Source organism: Saprospiraceae bacterium, from assembly GCA_026129545.1.
Taxonomy (GTDB): domain Bacteria; phylum Bacteroidota; class Bacteroidia; order Chitinophagales; family Saprospiraceae; genus M3007.
Genome location: JAHCHX010000002.1, coordinates 570,986 through 587,615, shown reverse-complemented (window position 1 = coordinate 587,615; position 16,630 = coordinate 570,986). Strand labels below are relative to the sequence as shown.

Here is a 16,630-nt window from a genome sequence, read left to right as displayed (position 1 = left end):
CGATACTTCGCTATCGTAGCTCACTGGTAGAGCAACTTGACTTGGGGTCAAGATCGAGCGGGTTCGATTCCCGTCGGTAAACAACACAAGGCGCTCGCACTTTTCGTTCACTCATTTTTCAGGTTAAACGACGGATTTTCAAGGCTTTATTTTCATCCACGATGGCGTAGTTCAACGGCGGAATAGGGGACTGTCTATCCTCAGGTTACGGGTTCGATTCCCGTCGTCATCGCTAAGCGGCAGTGAGAAACAGGGTTACTTCGGGTAAGAGTGTCACAATAACAATGTGAAAGTCGCAGGTTCGACTCCTGCCGCCTCCACGCAGTTTTTTTACAACAAGGAGGCGTAACTCAGTTTTCAAACCCTATTCGGTTTTCTCCGCTTTTTGGAGCGCGTAACTTAATCGGCAGAGTACCCGGCTTTTAACCGGGATTGTGCAGGTTCGATGCCTGCTGCGCTCACGAACAAGAGGAGTGAGAAGGTGAGATGCGAGAGTGTGAGAGGAATTAAAACTTCCCACTTTCTCATTTTTCTCACCGCTCACTCCTAAAAGAGGGAGTGAATGTCCCAAGGCTGGCGACGCTGCCTTGCAAGCAGTGTGAGGTGGGTTCGATTCCCACCGCTTCCACAGAGTTTTTTAATCATTTGAAAATCAAAAAGTAGGAGTCGTTCTAATTGGTCAAGACACGCGGTTTGGAGCCGTGTAAATGCTCGTTCGAATCGAGCCTCCTGCACGAAAATGGGGGGTAATTATACCTCGCGCCGCCAAGTTTTTAGCATCGTCTAGGGTAACGTTTACTAAACTTCAAAAGTTTAGTAAACGTGATCTCATCCTTCCAACCATGCTGAAAACTTGGCGGCACGAGGTATAAGAGTCATTAGAGGTCATTCTAAAAATGACTTTAATGACCTCTAATGACTCTCGATTACCCTCACGACAGTCGCGTAGTTTAAACGGAAGAAATACCGGACTACGAATCCGGAGGTTGGGGTTCGAATCCCTGCGTGACTGCGAAGTTGGTTCTTGGTTATCAGTTGTTAGTTATTGGTCCGTAGAGTTGACTTTTCTGTCATTTTGTAAAAATCCGTCCATTCTACGGCGTACTCTACGAACGAACAACGGTCAACGAAGAACAAACAACGAAAACTGCCCGGGTAGCCCAACCGGAAGGAGGCGTTCCGCTTAGAACGGAAACAGTGTGGGTTCGAATCCCACCCAGGGTACGAGAAGATGTGGGCGGACACAATTTGGATAAACCCCAAAAACGCTGCGACAGCGGTTGTGTCCGACCCACATTGAATGGCGAGTATGGCGTAACGGCAGCGTTACAGTCTTCCAAACTGAAGGTGTCGGTTCGAGTCCGGCTACTCGCACAAAAAGTGGAAAAGGCGAAGTCGTTTAATGGCAAGGATGTCAGTTTGCAAAACTGAAGGTTCGGGTTCGATTCCCGGCTCGCCTCCGGTGGCTTTAGTTTAACAGGCAAAATGCCGCGTTGTGGGCGCGGAGAACAGGGTTCGAGGCCCGAATGCCACCCTATGGAAAGGTTGATGAAAGTTGATAAAGGTTTACTGGGGTTGATAATCATAAACCTTCATAAACCTTCATAAACCTTTATCAACCCTCATCAACCTTTTTAAAAGGCTCTGTAGCTCAATGGTGGAGCTGCGGTTTGTTAAGCCGAAGGCTGCAGGTTCGAGTCCTGCCGGGGCCGCAAAAATTCTGGTGTAGCACAGTGGCAGTGCCGCTGACTTGTAATCAGTTGACAGCGGTTCGATTCCGTTTTCCGGCTCTGAACAATTGAAGTCATTAGGGGCCATTAAGGGTCATTAGGAGTAATTGGGAGTAATTAAAGAGTCATTATTTTGATTTTCAATGACTTTTAATAGCCTTAATTACTCTTAATGACCTCCAATGACCCTTAATGACTCTAAATTTTGGGGATGTAGCTCCAACGGTAGAGCGGTGGTTTGAAGCACCACGCGATGCAGGTTCGACCCCTGCTGTCCCCGCAAGTAAATGTTGGCAGTTGCGAAAAGAGCAACTGTCAACAATGAACAAACAATGATTTAATTGTGCGGTAGTGTAACGGCAACACGCGGGCCTCATAAGCCCGAACTCCAGGTTCGAATCCCGGCCTCGCAACCAGACTGTGGCAGTGAGCCTGTGCGATACTTCGTTAGCAACCCGAAACCAAAACGCACAAGCGGTTTTTCTCCGCAGTTTTTTGACAAGCAGTTTTTTCGACAGGATAAACATGATTTACATGATTTTACAAGCCTTTTTCAAAAAAGAAAATCCTGTGAATTCTGTCAATCCTGTCAAAAAAAGAAAACCAAAAACCTGTCAAACGGGGGTGAGCGTAGGATGTGCCGTTCGGTCTCCAAAACCGAATCGCCGGGGTTCGATTCCCCGCGCCCCTGCCAAACAAACGATACTGAGGAACAGGCGTTACTTCGTAACTCAATGGTAGAGTTCTTGACTGAAATCAGGATGTTGCCGGTTCGACTCCGGCCAAGCGGCCTCACGGCCGTTCCGTACGCCTCCCGGCTTTGTCCGTTTGTTTAATGAAAGGATAAGTAGCTGAATTTGGTGCAAGCGCCTGTCCGATACACAGGAGGATGCAGGTTCGAGGCCTGCCTTATCCACAGAAACAAGAGTCATTAAGGTCATTGGAGTCATTAAAATCTAAAAATGACCTTTTTAATTACCCCTAATGACCCTCAATTTGCTCCTGTAGGCGAACCGGCCAAGCCACCACGCTTTCAACGTGGAGATTACGAGTTCGAGACTCGTCGGGAGTACAAAAAAGCAGTGGTGAGGACTGGAGTTGCTTCGGCTGTTAACCGAGCGATGCAGGTTCGAATCCTGCTTGCGTCTTTGGCGCAATAGTTCAATGGATAGAATGCTAAAAACACTCCTTCCGCTTTTTCCCTGCTTTTTTAAACTTCTGAAAACCAATAACCAATCACGAGTAACCAGTAACCAATCTCCAAACCCGGCCTGGTCGTCTAACGGCTCAAGATTTCGGAATTTGACTCCGAAGATGAAGGTTCGATTCCTTTCCGGGCTTCAACCCCTTGTTTTCCAATTTCTCAATTTCAAATTTCCCAAAAATGGCACTGTTCAACTTTCTGAAACAGAAACAAAACCGTACGGTCAACCTTGCGGGCGGACAAGCCTACACGCAAACGCCGCAGATGCAACTCGTGTCCATCCTGCTGACCTCGTTCGCGCAAGACCAGTTCTATCGTTCGGCCAAAGGCACGTTCGACGACATCGTGAAATTGCTGCCGCAAGTGGATGTGCAGTTCGCGGCCAAAGCAGCCGTGTTTGCCCGCAACGAGTACGGGATGCGCTCCATCACCCACGTTTTGGCGGCAGAACTCGCCGCTCATGCGTCGGGGCAGGTTTGGAGCAAAAACTTCTACGACCGCATCGTGCGCCGTCCCGACGACATGCTCGAAATCGCGGCCTACTACTTCGGCAAGGGTGGAAAAACGCTGCCAAACGCCATGAAAAAAGGCTTCGCCTCGGCATTCGCCCGCTTCGACGGCTACCAGTTGGCAAAATATCGCGGCGAGCAAAAAGCCGTGAAACTCGTGGACCTGGTGAACCTCGTGCGCCCGGTGCCGAACGAGCGCAACGCGCTGGCTTTGAAACAATTGGTCGCTGGCGAACTGAAATCCGAGTCCACTTGGGAAGCCAAACTGACCCAAGCCGGACAGGTCGCCGAAACAGCGGAAGAAAAAGCCGAACTGAAAAGCGCGGCTTGGGCCGAACTCCTGCGCGCCAACAAACTCGGCTACCTTGCCTTGCTGCGCAACCTGCGCAACATCGCCGAGCAAGCCCCCGAACTGGCGCAGGAAGTCGCCGCCCAACTGACCGACCGTCGCCGCATCAAACAGTCGCTCGTGCTGCCGTTCCAGTACCTGTCGGCCATCGACGCGATTCAGGATTCGCAGTCCGCCAACCGGCGGATGCTCCTGAACGCCCTGAACACGGCGCTCGAACTGGCGCTCGACAACGTGCCGCGTTTCGCAGGCCGTACGCTCGTTGTGCTCGACGACTCCGGCTCGATGACGAGTACGCGCACGAAATACGCCAACCGCACGCCGATGCAAATCGGTTCGCTGTTCGCTGCGGCTTTATTCAAAGCCAACGACGCAGATTTGATGCGCTTTTCCGACGAGGCTTCCTACGTTCGTGAAAATCCGGCGGATTCGATGGCGGGCATTGCGGAGCGGCTGGTGAAAAACGCGCGTTCAGCGGGCACGAACTTCCACGCCATCTTCGAGACGGTGAAGCGGAAGTATGACCGCATCGTCATCATATCGGACATGCAGGGCTGGATGCATGGTGGCGCGCCAACAAGCCCGTTCGCGGAATACCGCCGCAAATACGACGCAAACCCGTTCGTGTATTCGTTCGACCTGCAAGGCTACGGCTCGATGCAATTCCCGGAGCAAAACGTGTTCGCGCTCGCGGGTTTCAGCGATAAAGTGTTCGACCTCATGCAGTTGCTCGAAACCGACCGGCTAGCATTGATTCGTGAAATCGAAAAAGTGGAATTGAATTAGGAAGGCCAAATCTCACCTTGGCAGCCCCGTTCCCGAACATTCGGGGGCGGGGCTTTTTCTTGAAAAAACTTTTTCTAATTCATTTTTTTATTTTTACCCCGTTATTTCAAAGATAAAATTTAAAATAACGGGCATGATGACAACATACATCCCTCGCCATGCGGAAGAAACTATCCTGAAACTGACGGGCTTATTCCCCGCAGTAGCCATCGTCGGCCCGCGTCAGGTTGGGAAAACATCGCTGGCAAAAGCCATCGCCGCCAGATTGTCGAAACCTGTGCAATACCTCGACCTGGAAGACCCTGATGATTTAATCAAACTCAGCAACCCCCGCCTTTTCCTCGAACCACTGGCCGACCGCACGGTGATTTTGGACGAGGTGCAAAAACTGCCGACGCTGTTCCCGGTGTTGCGCGGCATTATCGACCGCAACCGTGAGCCAGGGCGTTTTGTCCTGCTTGGCTCGGCTTCGCCCGATTTGATTCGGGATGCTTCGGAGTCCTTAGCCGGACGCATCGCTTACCACGAACTTGCTCCGTTTACCTTTAAGGAAGTGTCTGATATTGTTGATTTTCAAACGCATTGGTATCGCGGCGGTTTTCCAGATGCCGTGCTCGCACCCAGCGACGAAGCCGTCCAACTTTGGCGAAAAAATTTTATCAACACTTACCTCGAACGCGACCTGCCGCTGCTGGGGCTTCGCGCTGACCCCATCGTGACAGGCAAACTCTGGCGCATGATAGCGCACCTGAGCAGCCAACTGCTGAACATGGAGGCTTTGGCGGGTTCGCTGGGCATCACGGGGGTCACGGTGCGGCGCTACCTCGATTTTTTGGAGGCGGCTTACCTTATCCGGCGTTTGCAGCCTTATTCGGCCAACCTGAAAAAGCGTTTGGTGAAAACGCCCAAAATTTACCTCCGCGACACGGGCATTTTGCACCAACTGCTTGGCATTCAGTCGTTTTACGACTTGAGCGGGCATCCCGGCTTAGGCGCATCATGGGAAAACTACGTTATCGAACAAATCGCCGCGCTTCTGCCCGATTGGGCTGAAATGTTTTTTTACCGCACACAAGACGGCACGGAAGCCGACCTCGTCATCACACGCGGCGGGGCGCCGGAAATTCTTTTGGAAATAAAATACTCCACTGCGCCGCGACCCGGAAAGGGGTTTCACATCGCTAAAACGGACTTGGCGACCCGGCGCAATGTCATCGTTTGCCCTGTGGAAAAAGGTTTTCCATTGACAGAGGATGTGGCGGTGATGAGTTGCCGGGAGTTGGCGGGGCTTTTTTGAAATCAGGAAGGCCAAATCTCACCCTCGTCCGACCGCAGGGCAGGTCAGCAGCCCCGTTCCCGAGCATTCGGGGGTGGGGCTTTTTTCATTTTGGGCTTTACAGTCAAACCTCTGGACTTGTCAGCAAAACCTCCCGCTTCGGAACGCCCACACCTTTGTCCCTCATTCAATTTTTCACAAAAATAAATTTGAACAATCATGAAAAAGCAAATTCTCTTGGCCGCATTGTCGGCTCTCATCCTCGCCTTCTCTTGCGAAAAAGAAGGGGAACCAGAAACACCCGCTGTTTTTAAAAATCAAAAGTCGGAGTTGCTCCGCGATTGGATTGGCCTGCATTTGCAGGTCATCAAAAACACATCGGGTGTCACGCACATTGCTTTTGGGCGGCACTTTGCCTACACGGGCGTGGCGCTGTACGAATCCCTCGTGCGCGGTGACAAGCAATACAAAAGCATCGCCGGGAGCCTGAACGGTCAAGTCCAACTGCCCGAACCTCCACAAGGCAAACCGCTCTACTGGCCTGCATCGGCCAATGCCGCCATGGCGGAAATGTTGCGGTTCTTTTATTCGGCTAAGCCGGAGAACGTTCAGCGGATTGACTCGCTGGAAGCCGTTTATTTTGCCAAATACAGCACTGGGGTCAACCCGGCTACTGACTTGGCGGCAGCTGTCCAGTTTGGCAAACAGATTGCCCAAGCCGTCATCGAATGGAGCAAGCAAGATGGCGCGGATGGTGCCAACATCCCTTACACCCCGTTGGGAGAAGGCTATTGGGAGCCTACCTCCTCGGCGCCGGCGAATATGCCGGGCTGGGTCAACAACAGGACTATTTTGCCGGGCAGCATCCACAATACGATGCCAGTGGCTCCGACATCATTCTCGAAGGACCCCGGCACGCCGTTTTACAACATGGCAAAGGAGGTGTACGACATCTCCCAATCCCTGACGGAAGAGCAAAAAGCGATTGCCAATTTCTGGGACGATGCGCCCAATGGGAATTATGTGACCGTATTTGGCCACTGGTTCAGCATCTTGAAACAGGTGTTTGAAAAAGACAACCCCGGCCTGATGAAAGCCGCCGATGCCTACCTGCGCTTGGGCATCAGCATGCATGAGGCCGTTATTAGTTGCTGGAAAACGAAGTACACATACCATCTCATCCGCCCCGTCACCTACATCCGGAAACACATAGGCCATGCGGACTGGAATACTTTCATCGTCACTCCTCCGCACCCAGAGTACTCGTCGGCACATGCTTCATTTTCTGGCGCCGCGGGATATGCGCTGGAATCTGTTTTTGGCCAGAACTACGGTTTCACCGACCATACCTACGATGTGTTGGGCATGCCCCCCAGAAAGTTCAACAGTTTCGACGCTGCCGCCAAAGAAGCCGCGATTTCGAGATTGTACGGTGGCATTCACTATCGCGCCACCGTCGAAGTTGGCAACACGCAAGGGAAAAAAGTAGGCGAAAACGTGAAAAATCTGCTGACAACCAGAAAGTGAGCCTTCGAACTGGATGATGTGGATGTGTGTGATGAAGGCAGTAGAGTAACATGCGCCTTCACATATACCAGTACGGGTGGCTGGCAGCCCCGTTCCCGAGTATTCGGGGGCGGGGCTTTTTTTTGGGCGACCATCGGCAGCCTGCACTCATTCATGTCCGATTCTGCATCATTCCCTACCTTCGCCGCTTCATGGAAGTCAGCAGTGCAGAATTTGTAGCCAGTTATCCGAAAGAAAGCCAATGCCCAAAGGACGGCAGGCCAGAGTTCGCGTTCATCGGACGCTCCAACGTGGGCAAGTCGTCGCTCATCAATATGCTGACGCGCAAGGGCTTGGCCAAAGTGTCGGGCACACCGGGCAAAACCCGGTTGCTCAATTTCTTTCTTATCAATCAGACGTGGTACTTGGTGGATTTGCCCGGCTATGGCTATGCTCGCGTCTCAAAAGCAGAGCAAAAAAAGCTGTCGGGCATGATTGATGACTACTTTTTGCACCGAGAGGCGTTGATTTGTGCCTTCGTCTTGATTGATTCCAACATTCCACCCACGAAAATTGACCTTGAATTCATCAATGGAATGGGCGAGCGCCAAATCCCCTTTGCCATCTGCTTCACCAAAACCGACCGCATCGGGAAGGCAACCCTTGAGCAGAACATTGAGCGGTTCATGGCCGCCTTGAGCGAGACTTGGGAGACTTTGCCCCCCTATTTCATCACTTCCGCCGAGCGGAAAACCGGCAAGGCGGAATTGTTGGAGTTTATCGAAAAATATATCGGGAAATAAAACAGAGATTGACAAAGGTCTCAATATCAGCCCCCATCAACCTTATAAAACCACCTCTTTAACGGTCAAAAGAAACGCCGTGAAAAAAGACTTAACCATATATCCGCGCATCATCGAGCGCATGGAAGACTGGCCGATTTATCGGCTGAGCAAAGACCGCGCGGAGTTCATACGCGAGATTGACGAGTTCACCTTCCGACGCATCGCCAGCCGCCACAAGCGAGACTTGGCCGACGTGCTGGTGAAGACCATATATCAGGAGCGTATCCGCATCAAGGAATCTCCATGGAAGGTGGACCCGCCCAACGAGCGGCAATTTTGGAACAAAATCAGCAAGCGGCTCATCAAAAAAACGCTCGACCGCAACGACCCGGAGGCCAAGGCAGTGGCAGAAGAGATTTTGCAAAAAATCATTCACCGCTATTCGGAGGAAATCGTCGGCACGTTTCAGGTGAGCACCTTCAAGTTTGCGCAGCGTTTTCTCACCGCTTTTTTCAACCGCCTTTTCAATGCCGCCGTAGGCAAGAGCATCCGCGCCATATTTCGAGGCAGACGCCACCTCTATGAGCGCCTCAACGTGGTGGGCGACGTGGAGACAGTGCGCGAGCTGTTCAAACACGGCACCGTCGTGGTGGTGCCCACCCACAGCAGCAACCTCGACTCCATACTCGTAGGCTACGCCATGGACCAAATCATGGGGTTGCCCTCGTTCAGCTACGGCGCAGGGCTTAATCTCTACAACTTTGGCCCAGCTGCATACTTCATGAACCGCCTCGGCGCTTATCGGGTGGACCGTCGTAAAAAGAATTCGATTTATTTGGAGACGCTCAAGGCGATGAGCAACCTGAGCATCCAGCGAGGGGTCAACAGCCTGTTTTTCCCCGGCGGCACCCGCTCTCGCTCCGGCGCATTGGAGACTGACCTGAAGATGGGGTTGCTTGGCACGGCGGTGGAAGCACAACGTGCCTTGTGCACCCTTGCCACCAATCCCGACGAGGTGGGCGAGCGGCGTTTTGTCTCCCCCATTTTGGAGGGGGCAGGGGCAGGCAAAGTCTTCGTCGTCCCGATGGTCATCTGTTACAACTTTGTATTGGAGGCACCCTTCCTCATCGAGCAGCACTTGCGCATGACAGGCAAGGAGAATTACTTGCGCCTCAAAGATGAAGGCACCAGCGTGCGAGCATGGTTTCGATTCATCTGGCGCTTTTTCTCCACCACGAGCGACATCACCATCAGCGTGGGCAAGCCGATGGACGTGCTGGGCAACTTTGTGGACGGGCAGGGACGCAGCTTCGACCGCTTTGGCAACGAACTCGACATCAGCGATTATTTTGTCTCAAAAAATGAAGTGGTGGAAGACCGCCAGCGCGAGGAAGAATACACCAAGATTCTGGCCGACCGCATCGTGGAGCGTTATCACATCGAAAACGTGGTGCTCAGCAGTCATCTCGTCGCCTACGCCGTTTTTGAAATGCTGCTCCACGAAAACCCCAAACTCGACCTGTTCGGCATCCTCCGCCTTCCTCCCGACGACTATGTGTTCCCCTTCCGCGCCGTGGAAGAAGTGGTGGAGCAAATGCAGGAAAAACTCGTGGAATGGGAACAACAGGGCAAAATCCGCCTCGCGCCCGAAATACACCGCTCCGCCGCCGATGTGGTGCGCGATGGCGTGAAAAACCTCGGCGTGTTTCACACCGAAAAACCGCTTGGCTTCACTAGAGACGGCAACATCGTATCGTCCAACTTTCGAGTCCTGTGCTTTTATCACAACCGCCTGGAGAACTATCACCTCGAAAAAGCCGTGCATTGGAAAGCAGAGGAAATCGAGGTGCTGAAAGTGGATTGAACCGTGATTTCTATTGACGTTCTTTTTGGAGCTGCTTAATGCCTCCTCTTCATATTCTTTTCAGGCGCTTTTGCACGCAGGCGCCTTTTTCGTTGTGCGCACTCCGTCGGCTTTTCTCTACTTTTGCCCGCCTTTTGAGGTGGATGATGATTAGGGGATTTGCTGATTTGGCGAGTTGGTGATTTGACCCACAGCTCACGACAAATCCCCAAATCATCGAATCAACAGTTCAACAAATCGCCAACACAAATATGGTTTACGAAAACTTACAAATAACTCACGACAACGGCATCGCCCTCGTCACCATCAGCCGCGAAAAGGCGCTCAATGCCCTCAACACACAGACCATGCTTGAGTTGGGACATTTCTTCGGGGAGGCCGCGCACGACATTGAGGGGCTGAAAGGAGTCGTCGTCACTGGCGCGGGCGAAAAAGCTTTTGTGGCCGGAGCAGACATCACCGAGTTCAGTAGCCTGAGCGCCCCAGAAGGCATGCAAATGGCAAAACGAGGTCAGGATATTTTTTTCCTCGTCGAGCGGTTCCCCAAACCCGTCGTGGCGGCGGTCAACGGCTTCGCGCTCGGCGGCGGGTGCGAGCTGGCAATGGCCTGCCACTTGCGCGTGGCGGGCGAAAAGGCCAAGTTCGGTCAGCCGGAGGTCAATCTCGGCTTAATCCCCGGCTACGGAGGCACTCAGCGCCTCATCCAATACATTGGCAAGACAAAAGCCACAGAGCTTCTAATGACTGCCGATATGCTCGGCGCGGCGGAGGCTCTGCAACTTGGCTTGGTAAACTACGTCGTGCCAGCTGGCGAAGAGGTATCGAAAGCCACGGAGTTGATTGAGAAAATAGCGGCGAAAGCGCCATTCGCCATTTCAAAAATCATCGAGACCGTCAACGCCTATTACGAGGAGGGCGTGGATGGTTTTTGGAAAGAAGTGGATGCCTTTGGCGAGTGCTGCGGCACGGAGGATTTTCGCGAGGGTGCGGCAGCGTTTGTTGAAAAACGAAAGGCGAATTTTCAAGGAAAATAATAAGCCGTAGGTGAGGATGTCTCATAAGCAATGTTTGTTTGACAGGATTCGCGCCCTTTTTCGGGGAAAAAACCTGCAAATCTTGTTAATCGCTTCGAAATTTGGACTTGTGAGACGGCCTCGCCTAGTGTGTAAAGCACCATGAACGACTTAATCATCAAATTCTGCAAATTCGGTATAGTGGGCGCTTCTGGGGTGGGCGTGGATTTTGGCATCACTTGGCTTTGCAAGGAAAAATTGCGCCTCAATAAATACGTTGCCAACAGCACGGGCTTTATGTGCGCGGTGGTGAGCAACTATACCCTCAACCGTGTGTGGACGTTTCACAGCCACGACCCCGCCGTGGCCACCCAGTTCTCAAAATTTCTCTTGGCTTCTCTCATTGGCTTGGGCATCAATAACGCCATTATTTACCTGCTCACCGAGCGCCTCGGCGTGAAGTTTTATACTTCCAAACTCATTGCCACGGGCGTGGTGACGCTATGGAACTTTTGGGCGAATTACACTTTCACGTTTCATGGCACCTGAGCATGGGGCAGGGTTCGACAATCCTCGTCAATTTTCGTCAACATCATCGCCATGAACACCAGACTCACACTCGAACAGGGCGACATCACCAAAATCGCTTTTGATGTCATCGTGAACGCGGCCAATTCTTCCTTGCTTGGCGGGGGCGGCGTGGACGGGGCCATTCACCGCGCCGGCGGGCCGAAAATTTTGGAAGAGTGCATGGAAATACGCGCCTCGCAAGGCGGCTGCAAGACGGGGGAGGCAGTGATGACAACAGGTGGCAACTTGCCAGCTCGATTCGTTATTCACACCGTCGGGCCAGTGTATAGCGCCCACGACCCTGCCATGCCGACGTTGCTGGGCAATTGTTACCGCAATTCGCTTCGTCTGGCAGCCTTGTATGGCCTAAAGACGGTGGCTTTCCCCAATATCGGCACGGGTGTATATGGCTACCCGAAAGCAGCGGCGTGCGAAGTGGCATTGCTTGCCGTGCGAGGATTTTTGAGCGAACACGATGGGAAACTGGAAGAGGTACGCTTTGTTTGCTTCGACGAAGAGAATTTCACGCTCTATTCCAAAAGGCTGTCGGAAGGTTGAGACAGGTCGTCTTGCGACTCCTCGCCGTCGTCTGAGGGGGCTGTCTTTTGGAGGTGCATTTCAAACTGCGCGCCGCGCAATTCGAGCGTCAGCACCAACATTGAGTCTGTCGCGCTTTGGATGACGTAAACGACGGGTTGCGGTGTTTTTTGGTGAATTTCATTCTTCTTCAACTCATACTCGGTTGGCACATCCGCGCCAACAGGCAGGTTGGTCATCATCTTTCCATCTGCGTCGAACTGAAAAAAAACGCCTTGCAGCGTCTCCGTTTCTCTTTGATTGCGAAGACCTTTCACCAACTTCCAATATCCTTGAACGGAAACTTGGGCCTTTTCTTCGCGCCCTCCACCGCCACAGGCAGCGACGAGGAGCGCAAACACTACTGACAGCAGGGAACTTGCACGCATCGTTTCGAGGATTTTTTTATTTAAAATCAGCATAGCCAAAGCCAAGATAGGGGTATTCCCCGAACCCGGCATAGTAGCAGAACTCCATGACCGCTGGCGGCATGCTTACCTCAAAATCATAAACGAAGCCGCGCAATTGGGCGATACCTTCCACATTGGGTTTAAGATGTATGAGGCGTGACTTCGCCTGGCCTATCAAACGATAGTGCATGGGAAAGGAAGGGTCGAGCAGTTTCAAGCCTGCCAGCGACTTGTATTGCCATGCCGCTTTCATGCGGCGCACGGCGTGCGTGAAAAAACTGACATCGTAGCCATCGCCATCAGGCAACAGGTAGGGGTTGGCAGGTTTGACTTCGTCCACAGAGGTGATGGAGACGGGCGACACCGCCTTGAAATGCATGGTTTCCTTGAAAGTGATGGGCTGCATCACTTGCCAATGTTTCACTTCAAATTGTGTCGGATGTCCGTCCACGGAGCCGAGTGGCAGTGGGACTTGCCGGAAGATATGCACCAATTGTTGCTCAAAGGAAGGGTCGAGGTAGATGGAGATGCTCAGCTTTACCTGATTGCCCAGAAGCCTGAATTCCTGCCTCACTTGGTCCATTTCATAAGGATAGATGGCCAAGGGGCTGAAGGTGAACAATTTAAAATTGCGAGAACCCAAATCAAAGCCACGCTGCTGCACCCATGATGAGAGTTCAGAACCCGCTTTCGAAAGGACATCAAAAATCCAATGGGAGATTTCCGATTGATAATTGATTGGAATAACGGTGCCCTTCTGGCAGGAAAGGCTAAACTGTATGCGCATAACATCCGGTTGTGATTAAAAGACAGATTAAAACTTCCCCGCAGTATGTTTTGGTGGAGTTTTCGGCGCGAAAAGTACGGATAACTTTATTGTGACAAAGGATTTTTTAACAATTCACTACCGTACAATTGTCACCGACCCTTCGAGTATCTCCTGTTTGCCGTCAATGTACTCAATGACCGCAAACCAAGCATACACTCCCGGTGGGGCTGGCTTGCCTCGATAAACACCATCCCAACCGTCCGTTTCCCATGTCGGAATGAAATCGTCGCGTCGAAAAACAAGCGTGCCCCAGCGGTCGGCGATTTGAAATGTTTGCACCCTGCGCACGCTGGCATCCGCAAAAATGCTCACATAGTCGTTGTGACCGTCGAAATTGGGCGAGAAGACATTGGGCACATAGACGTGGCCGCGCCGCGTCACGTTCACGCGGATGGTGGCTTGCACGCTGCATCCCGAAGCGTCGGTCATGGTGACAGAGTAAACGCCGGATTCGCTCACTCTTATGGTAGCCGTGGTGTCGCCTGTGTTCCAAATATATTGAAAGCCGGGTTGCTCGCTGCCTATGACGACCGAAGCGCCCTGCACTACTAACGTGTCGCCGTTTCCCAATTGCACATCGGGCGGAGGCGGTGGCACGACGCGCACCGTGTCGAACGCCGCGCAGCCCCAGCCGTCGCGCACGCGCACGGTGTAGGCGGCTGCCACATTGCCCTGCACCTCGATGAATGGCTCTAGGCTGCCAGTGTTCCAATCATAGATACAAGCGTCGCAGTCAGGAATGGTAGCGTCGAGCAACAAAAAATCGTCGGAGCAAGACGACGGCTCGCCGATGTGGGCAATTTCTGCTTGCAGGCCGCATTCAAAATACAAGACCCAGAAATCGTTGACGCCGAGATTGTTCTCTGTTTTTTCAAAGCCGATATTGCTTCTCGAATGCCCTCCAATGGCAAATGAACCCGTGGGGCGCATGGCTATTTTGGTCAAGGCATCATTGTCTATGCCGCCCACGGTTCGCTGCCACGCCGCGTTGCCCTGTCCGTCGAGGCCGACGAGCCAATAATCGTAGCCGCCACGCCCCTCTGAGGTTTTGTTGCCGGAAATATCGGAATCCGTCACGCCGCCGAGAATCAGATGCCCAAGCGGGTTTTCGTCAATGGCGTAGAGGTCGTCCAATCCGGTGCCGCCAAAAGACCATTCGCGGAGTTTTTGGCCGTCGTGGTCCAATTCGAGCATCCAATAATCGCTATCCCCGCCGTAGAACGGGGACTCTTTGCTCGTGTTGAAAGGCCCAGGCTGGGCAGGCTCCGAGCCTGAACGGCCACCTAGAAAGAGCCGTCCGGTGGAAGAAATGTAGAGCGCGTAGGGATAGTCCTCGCCTGCCCCGCCGTAACGACGGCTCCAGAGGAGCTGTCGCGTTTCCAGATTGAATTTACCCAGCCAGAAATCCATGCCGCCGTGCGAAGGCTCGTCGCTCAAGTCGCCTGTGCCGCCTTCGGACACCGTGCCGCCGGAGATATAGACATGGCCGTCGGGTGCCCATGCGAGGTCGTTGATTTGTTCGTAGCCGCTGCCGCCGATGGTTTTGTCCCAGATTTTATTGCCTTGATAGTCAATCCGAATCAGCCAAAAATCTTGCTCGCCCCGAGGGGGGTCGGTCTTGTCAGGCCCTGGGTCTGACCACGAGTTGCACCCCAGCAAATAGCCGCTTCCTGGAATTTCCAGCAATGCGAACAACTCATCGCGGTAGAGGCCGCCCCATGCTCGTTCCCACTGAAGCAGGCCCTGCGCACTGAGTTTCAGCACCCACACGTCCATGTCGCCGCGCGTGGGTTGGCTCTTGTCGCCGCTACTGCTTGAGTAGGAGTATCCGCCCGCGAGAAAGCCGCCGTCGGAAGTGGGTATGATGGACCAGAGGCGGTCGTCGGCATCGCCGCCATAGCGGCGCTGCCAGAGCACATTGCCGTCGTAATCAAGTTTTGCAATGAAAAAATCCCAAGAGAGATTGCCCGGCCCGGAGCGGGAAGACCCTGCCGCGATGATGCCATCGGGAAGCGTGAGCAGGCCGTTCAGTTCGTCCCAGCTGCTGCCGCCAAGCGTCTTGTCCCAACTTAACACAGGCTGAGCGAGCAAAGGGAGCGCATAAAAAAATGATGCAACAAGCCACCACTTTCCGACCCGAACATTCGAGCGCGATATTCGGAAAGCACGACCCACAGGTAACCGATTAGGGAAGATGTTCATGGCGCGGTGGTTTCAACGACTGATGCCAAAAGTAGCAAGTTTTGAAAACAACGCGACAACCTTTCAAATTGTTGACCGCGTTGCGAGCAGGGTTTTCGTGCCATTTGCCTGAAAACCAATGCGCTAAAACTTTGCCGGAATTGGTGACGGCGCGAATTTTAACAAAATGAGCCTCGAATTTGCGCAGGCCGTACGGCAGCCCCACCCTGTTTTCATTGCACCAGATGTTTCATTTGGACACCGACATTGCCCCCAAATGCGGCATCCGTCGAGGGAAAAAACACGAACCGCCCTATGCCAAAGACATAGAGCGGTCGTCCACCAATTTGCGAGCGTCGGCCCTTGGGCGTGCCCTTTCAACGATTTGGCCCAATGTGCCGGCGTTTTGCCGCGAACGTTCACATTCCGATTATCTTCTTCTGTTCTTGTTGTTCTTGTTGCTGTCTTTGTTTCCACCGAAATTGTCCCACACTTTCCAATCTCTCACCTTCCGCCGCTCGCGCTTGGCGAGCACATAGCGCACGGAGATGGAGCCGCCCGTCCATTCGAAGGGGTGAATCTGGTCGCCGGCGAGGTGGAGCTCGGGTTTCCAGTCGAACGAGACGTTGAATTTGCCAAGTGTTATCTCGGCGCCGCCGATGAAGCTGAGGCCATACACGTTTTCCCGCAGAGCGCCGCTTTCGGAGCGGTTGGCGGCGCTTTGCCAGTAGTAGTGCCCGCCAGCGCCTGCATACATATTCAGCCCTCGGAACAGGATTTTCTGGTGTTTTTCGGCCAACACGGTAAGGCCCAATTCATTGGAGTTGAGCGGTGTGTGGAGGATTGCCTCTGCTGTCCAGTTGTTCACGATATGCTGTTGCAAGGTGAAATTGATGCCGTTGTCGAGGCGAATGCCCGCTGCGGTTTTGTAAGATTGGCCGAAGGCGAGGAGGCATGTCAGGGAAAAAAACGGGATAAGCAACAAGCGCGTATTTTTCATAGTGCAAAGTGTCTGGTATGTCGTTGTCGTTTGTGATGCGGA

General features: G+C 52.9%; 12 protein-coding genes and 20 tRNA genes. 28 read left to right on the top strand and 4 right to left on the bottom strand.

Annotation, left to right across the window (positions count from 1 at the left end):
* The first annotated feature begins 14 nt into the window (after positions 1-14).
* The 28 genes from KIS77_16815 (at position 15) to KIS77_16680 (ending at position 12,150) form a co-directional block, all read left to right on the top strand.
* Positions 15-80: transfer RNA gene (locus KIS77_16815), tRNA-Pro, on the top strand.
* Between the two features lie 80 nt (positions 81-160).
* Positions 161-232 (top strand) — tRNA-Asp (locus KIS77_16810).
* Positions 233-252: 20 nt separating this feature from the next.
* Positions 253-320, top strand: a tRNA-Val gene (locus KIS77_16805).
* Positions 321-388: 68 nt separating this feature from the next.
* Positions 389-461, top strand: a tRNA-Lys gene (locus KIS77_16800).
* Between the two features lie 93 nt (positions 462-554).
* Positions 555-628, top strand: a tRNA-Ala gene (locus tag KIS77_16795).
* Between the two features lie 31 nt (positions 629-659).
* Positions 660-734, top strand: a tRNA-Pro gene (locus tag KIS77_16790).
* Between the two features lie 205 nt (positions 735-939).
* Positions 940-1,012, top strand: a tRNA-Arg gene (locus tag KIS77_16785).
* Positions 1,013-1,149: 137 nt separating this feature from the next.
* Positions 1,150-1,224: transfer RNA gene (locus KIS77_16780), tRNA-Leu, on the top strand.
* Positions 1,225-1,303: 79 nt separating this feature from the next.
* Positions 1,304-1,374: transfer RNA gene (locus tag KIS77_16775), tRNA-Gly, on the top strand.
* Positions 1,375-1,387: 13 nt separating this feature from the next.
* Positions 1,388-1,460 (top strand) — tRNA-Cys (locus KIS77_16770).
* Between the two features lie 180 nt (positions 1,461-1,640).
* A tRNA-Asn gene (locus tag KIS77_16765) sits at positions 1,641-1,712 on the top strand.
* A gap of 8 nt (positions 1,713-1,720) precedes the next feature.
* Positions 1,721-1,790, top strand: a tRNA-Thr gene (locus tag KIS77_16760).
* 147 nt (positions 1,791-1,937) lie between these two features.
* A tRNA-Phe gene (locus KIS77_16755) sits at positions 1,938-2,010 on the top strand.
* 62 nt (positions 2,011-2,072) lie between these two features.
* Positions 2,073-2,146: transfer RNA gene (locus KIS77_16750), tRNA-Met, on the top strand.
* A gap of 204 nt (positions 2,147-2,350) precedes the next feature.
* A tRNA-Trp gene (locus KIS77_16745) sits at positions 2,351-2,424 on the top strand.
* 21 nt (positions 2,425-2,445) lie between these two features.
* Positions 2,446-2,522 (top strand) — tRNA-OTHER (locus KIS77_16740).
* A 49-nt stretch (positions 2,523-2,571) separates the two neighbouring features.
* Positions 2,572-2,646: transfer RNA gene (locus KIS77_16735), tRNA-Ile, on the top strand.
* 82 nt (positions 2,647-2,728) lie between these two features.
* Positions 2,729-2,802, top strand: a tRNA-Glu gene (locus KIS77_16730).
* 4 nt (positions 2,803-2,806) lie between these two features.
* Positions 2,807-2,875 (top strand) — tRNA-OTHER (locus KIS77_16725).
* A gap of 123 nt (positions 2,876-2,998) precedes the next feature.
* Positions 2,999-3,071, top strand: a tRNA-Gln gene (locus KIS77_16720).
* Positions 3,072-3,114: 43 nt separating this feature from the next.
* Positions 3,115-4,578, top strand: coding sequence for a TROVE domain-containing protein (locus KIS77_16715; protein MCW5923987.1), 1,464 nt, complete (start codon positions 3,115-3,117; stop codon positions 4,576-4,578).
* A 136-nt stretch (positions 4,579-4,714) separates the two neighbouring features.
* Positions 4,715-5,875: an ATP-binding protein gene (locus tag KIS77_16710; protein MCW5923986.1), complete on the top strand. Its 1,161-nt coding sequence runs from the start codon at positions 4,715-4,717 to the stop codon at positions 5,873-5,875.
* Positions 5,876-6,073: 198 nt separating this feature from the next.
* Positions 6,074-7,381, top strand: a complete 1,308-nt coding sequence (locus KIS77_16705; GenBank protein ID MCW5923985.1) for a vanadium-dependent haloperoxidase — start codon at positions 6,074-6,076, stop codon at positions 7,379-7,381.
* A 191-nt stretch (positions 7,382-7,572) separates the two neighbouring features.
* The gene (gene yihA / locus KIS77_16700) at positions 7,573-8,163 is read left to right on the top strand and encodes a ribosome biogenesis GTP-binding protein YihA/YsxC (protein MCW5923984.1); all 591 of its coding nucleotides are present in this window, start codon (positions 7,573-7,575) and stop codon (positions 8,161-8,163) included.
* 121 nt (positions 8,164-8,284) lie between these two features.
* Positions 8,285-10,009 carry a 1-acyl-sn-glycerol-3-phosphate acyltransferase gene (locus tag KIS77_16695; GenBank protein ID MCW5923983.1) on the top strand — a complete coding sequence of 575 codons (1,725 nt, stop codon included), beginning with the start codon at positions 8,285-8,287 and terminating at the stop codon, positions 10,007-10,009.
* A gap of 251 nt (positions 10,010-10,260) precedes the next feature.
* Positions 10,261-11,043 (top strand): enoyl-CoA hydratase/isomerase family protein, encoded by a 783-nt coding sequence (locus tag KIS77_16690; protein ID MCW5923982.1) that lies wholly within the window; start codon positions 10,261-10,263, stop codon positions 11,041-11,043.
* Positions 11,044-11,184: 141 nt separating this feature from the next.
* On the top strand, positions 11,185-11,571 hold the full coding sequence (locus KIS77_16685) for a GtrA family protein (GenBank protein ID MCW5923981.1): 387 nt from the start codon (positions 11,185-11,187) through the stop codon (positions 11,569-11,571).
* A 51-nt stretch (positions 11,572-11,622) separates the two neighbouring features.
* Positions 11,623-12,150: an O-acetyl-ADP-ribose deacetylase gene (locus KIS77_16680; GenBank protein ID MCW5923980.1), complete on the top strand. Its 528-nt coding sequence runs from the start codon at positions 11,623-11,625 to the stop codon at positions 12,148-12,150.
* On the opposite strand, the gene KIS77_16675 is transcribed toward KIS77_16680, so the two are convergent.
* From KIS77_16675 to KIS77_16660, 4 genes are all read right to left on the bottom strand, one after another.
* Positions 12,123-12,557, bottom strand: a complete 435-nt coding sequence (locus KIS77_16675; GenBank protein ID MCW5923979.1) for a hypothetical protein — start codon at positions 12,555-12,557, stop codon at positions 12,123-12,125. The genes KIS77_16680 and KIS77_16675 overlap by 28 nt on opposite strands.
* Before the next feature lie 16 nt (positions 12,558-12,573).
* Positions 12,574-13,365: a CRISPR-associated endoribonuclease Cas6 gene (locus KIS77_16670; GenBank protein MCW5923978.1), complete on the bottom strand. Its 792-nt coding sequence runs from the start codon at positions 13,363-13,365 to the stop codon at positions 12,574-12,576.
* Between the two features lie 117 nt (positions 13,366-13,482).
* Positions 13,483-15,609, bottom strand: coding sequence for a gliding motility-associated C-terminal domain-containing protein (locus KIS77_16665; GenBank protein MCW5923977.1), 2,127 nt, complete (start codon positions 15,607-15,609; stop codon positions 13,483-13,485).
* Positions 15,610-16,018: 409 nt separating this feature from the next.
* Positions 16,019-16,588, bottom strand: coding sequence for a hypothetical protein (locus KIS77_16660; GenBank protein MCW5923976.1), 570 nt, complete (start codon positions 16,586-16,588; stop codon positions 16,019-16,021).
* Positions 16,589-16,630 lie beyond the last annotated feature (42 nt).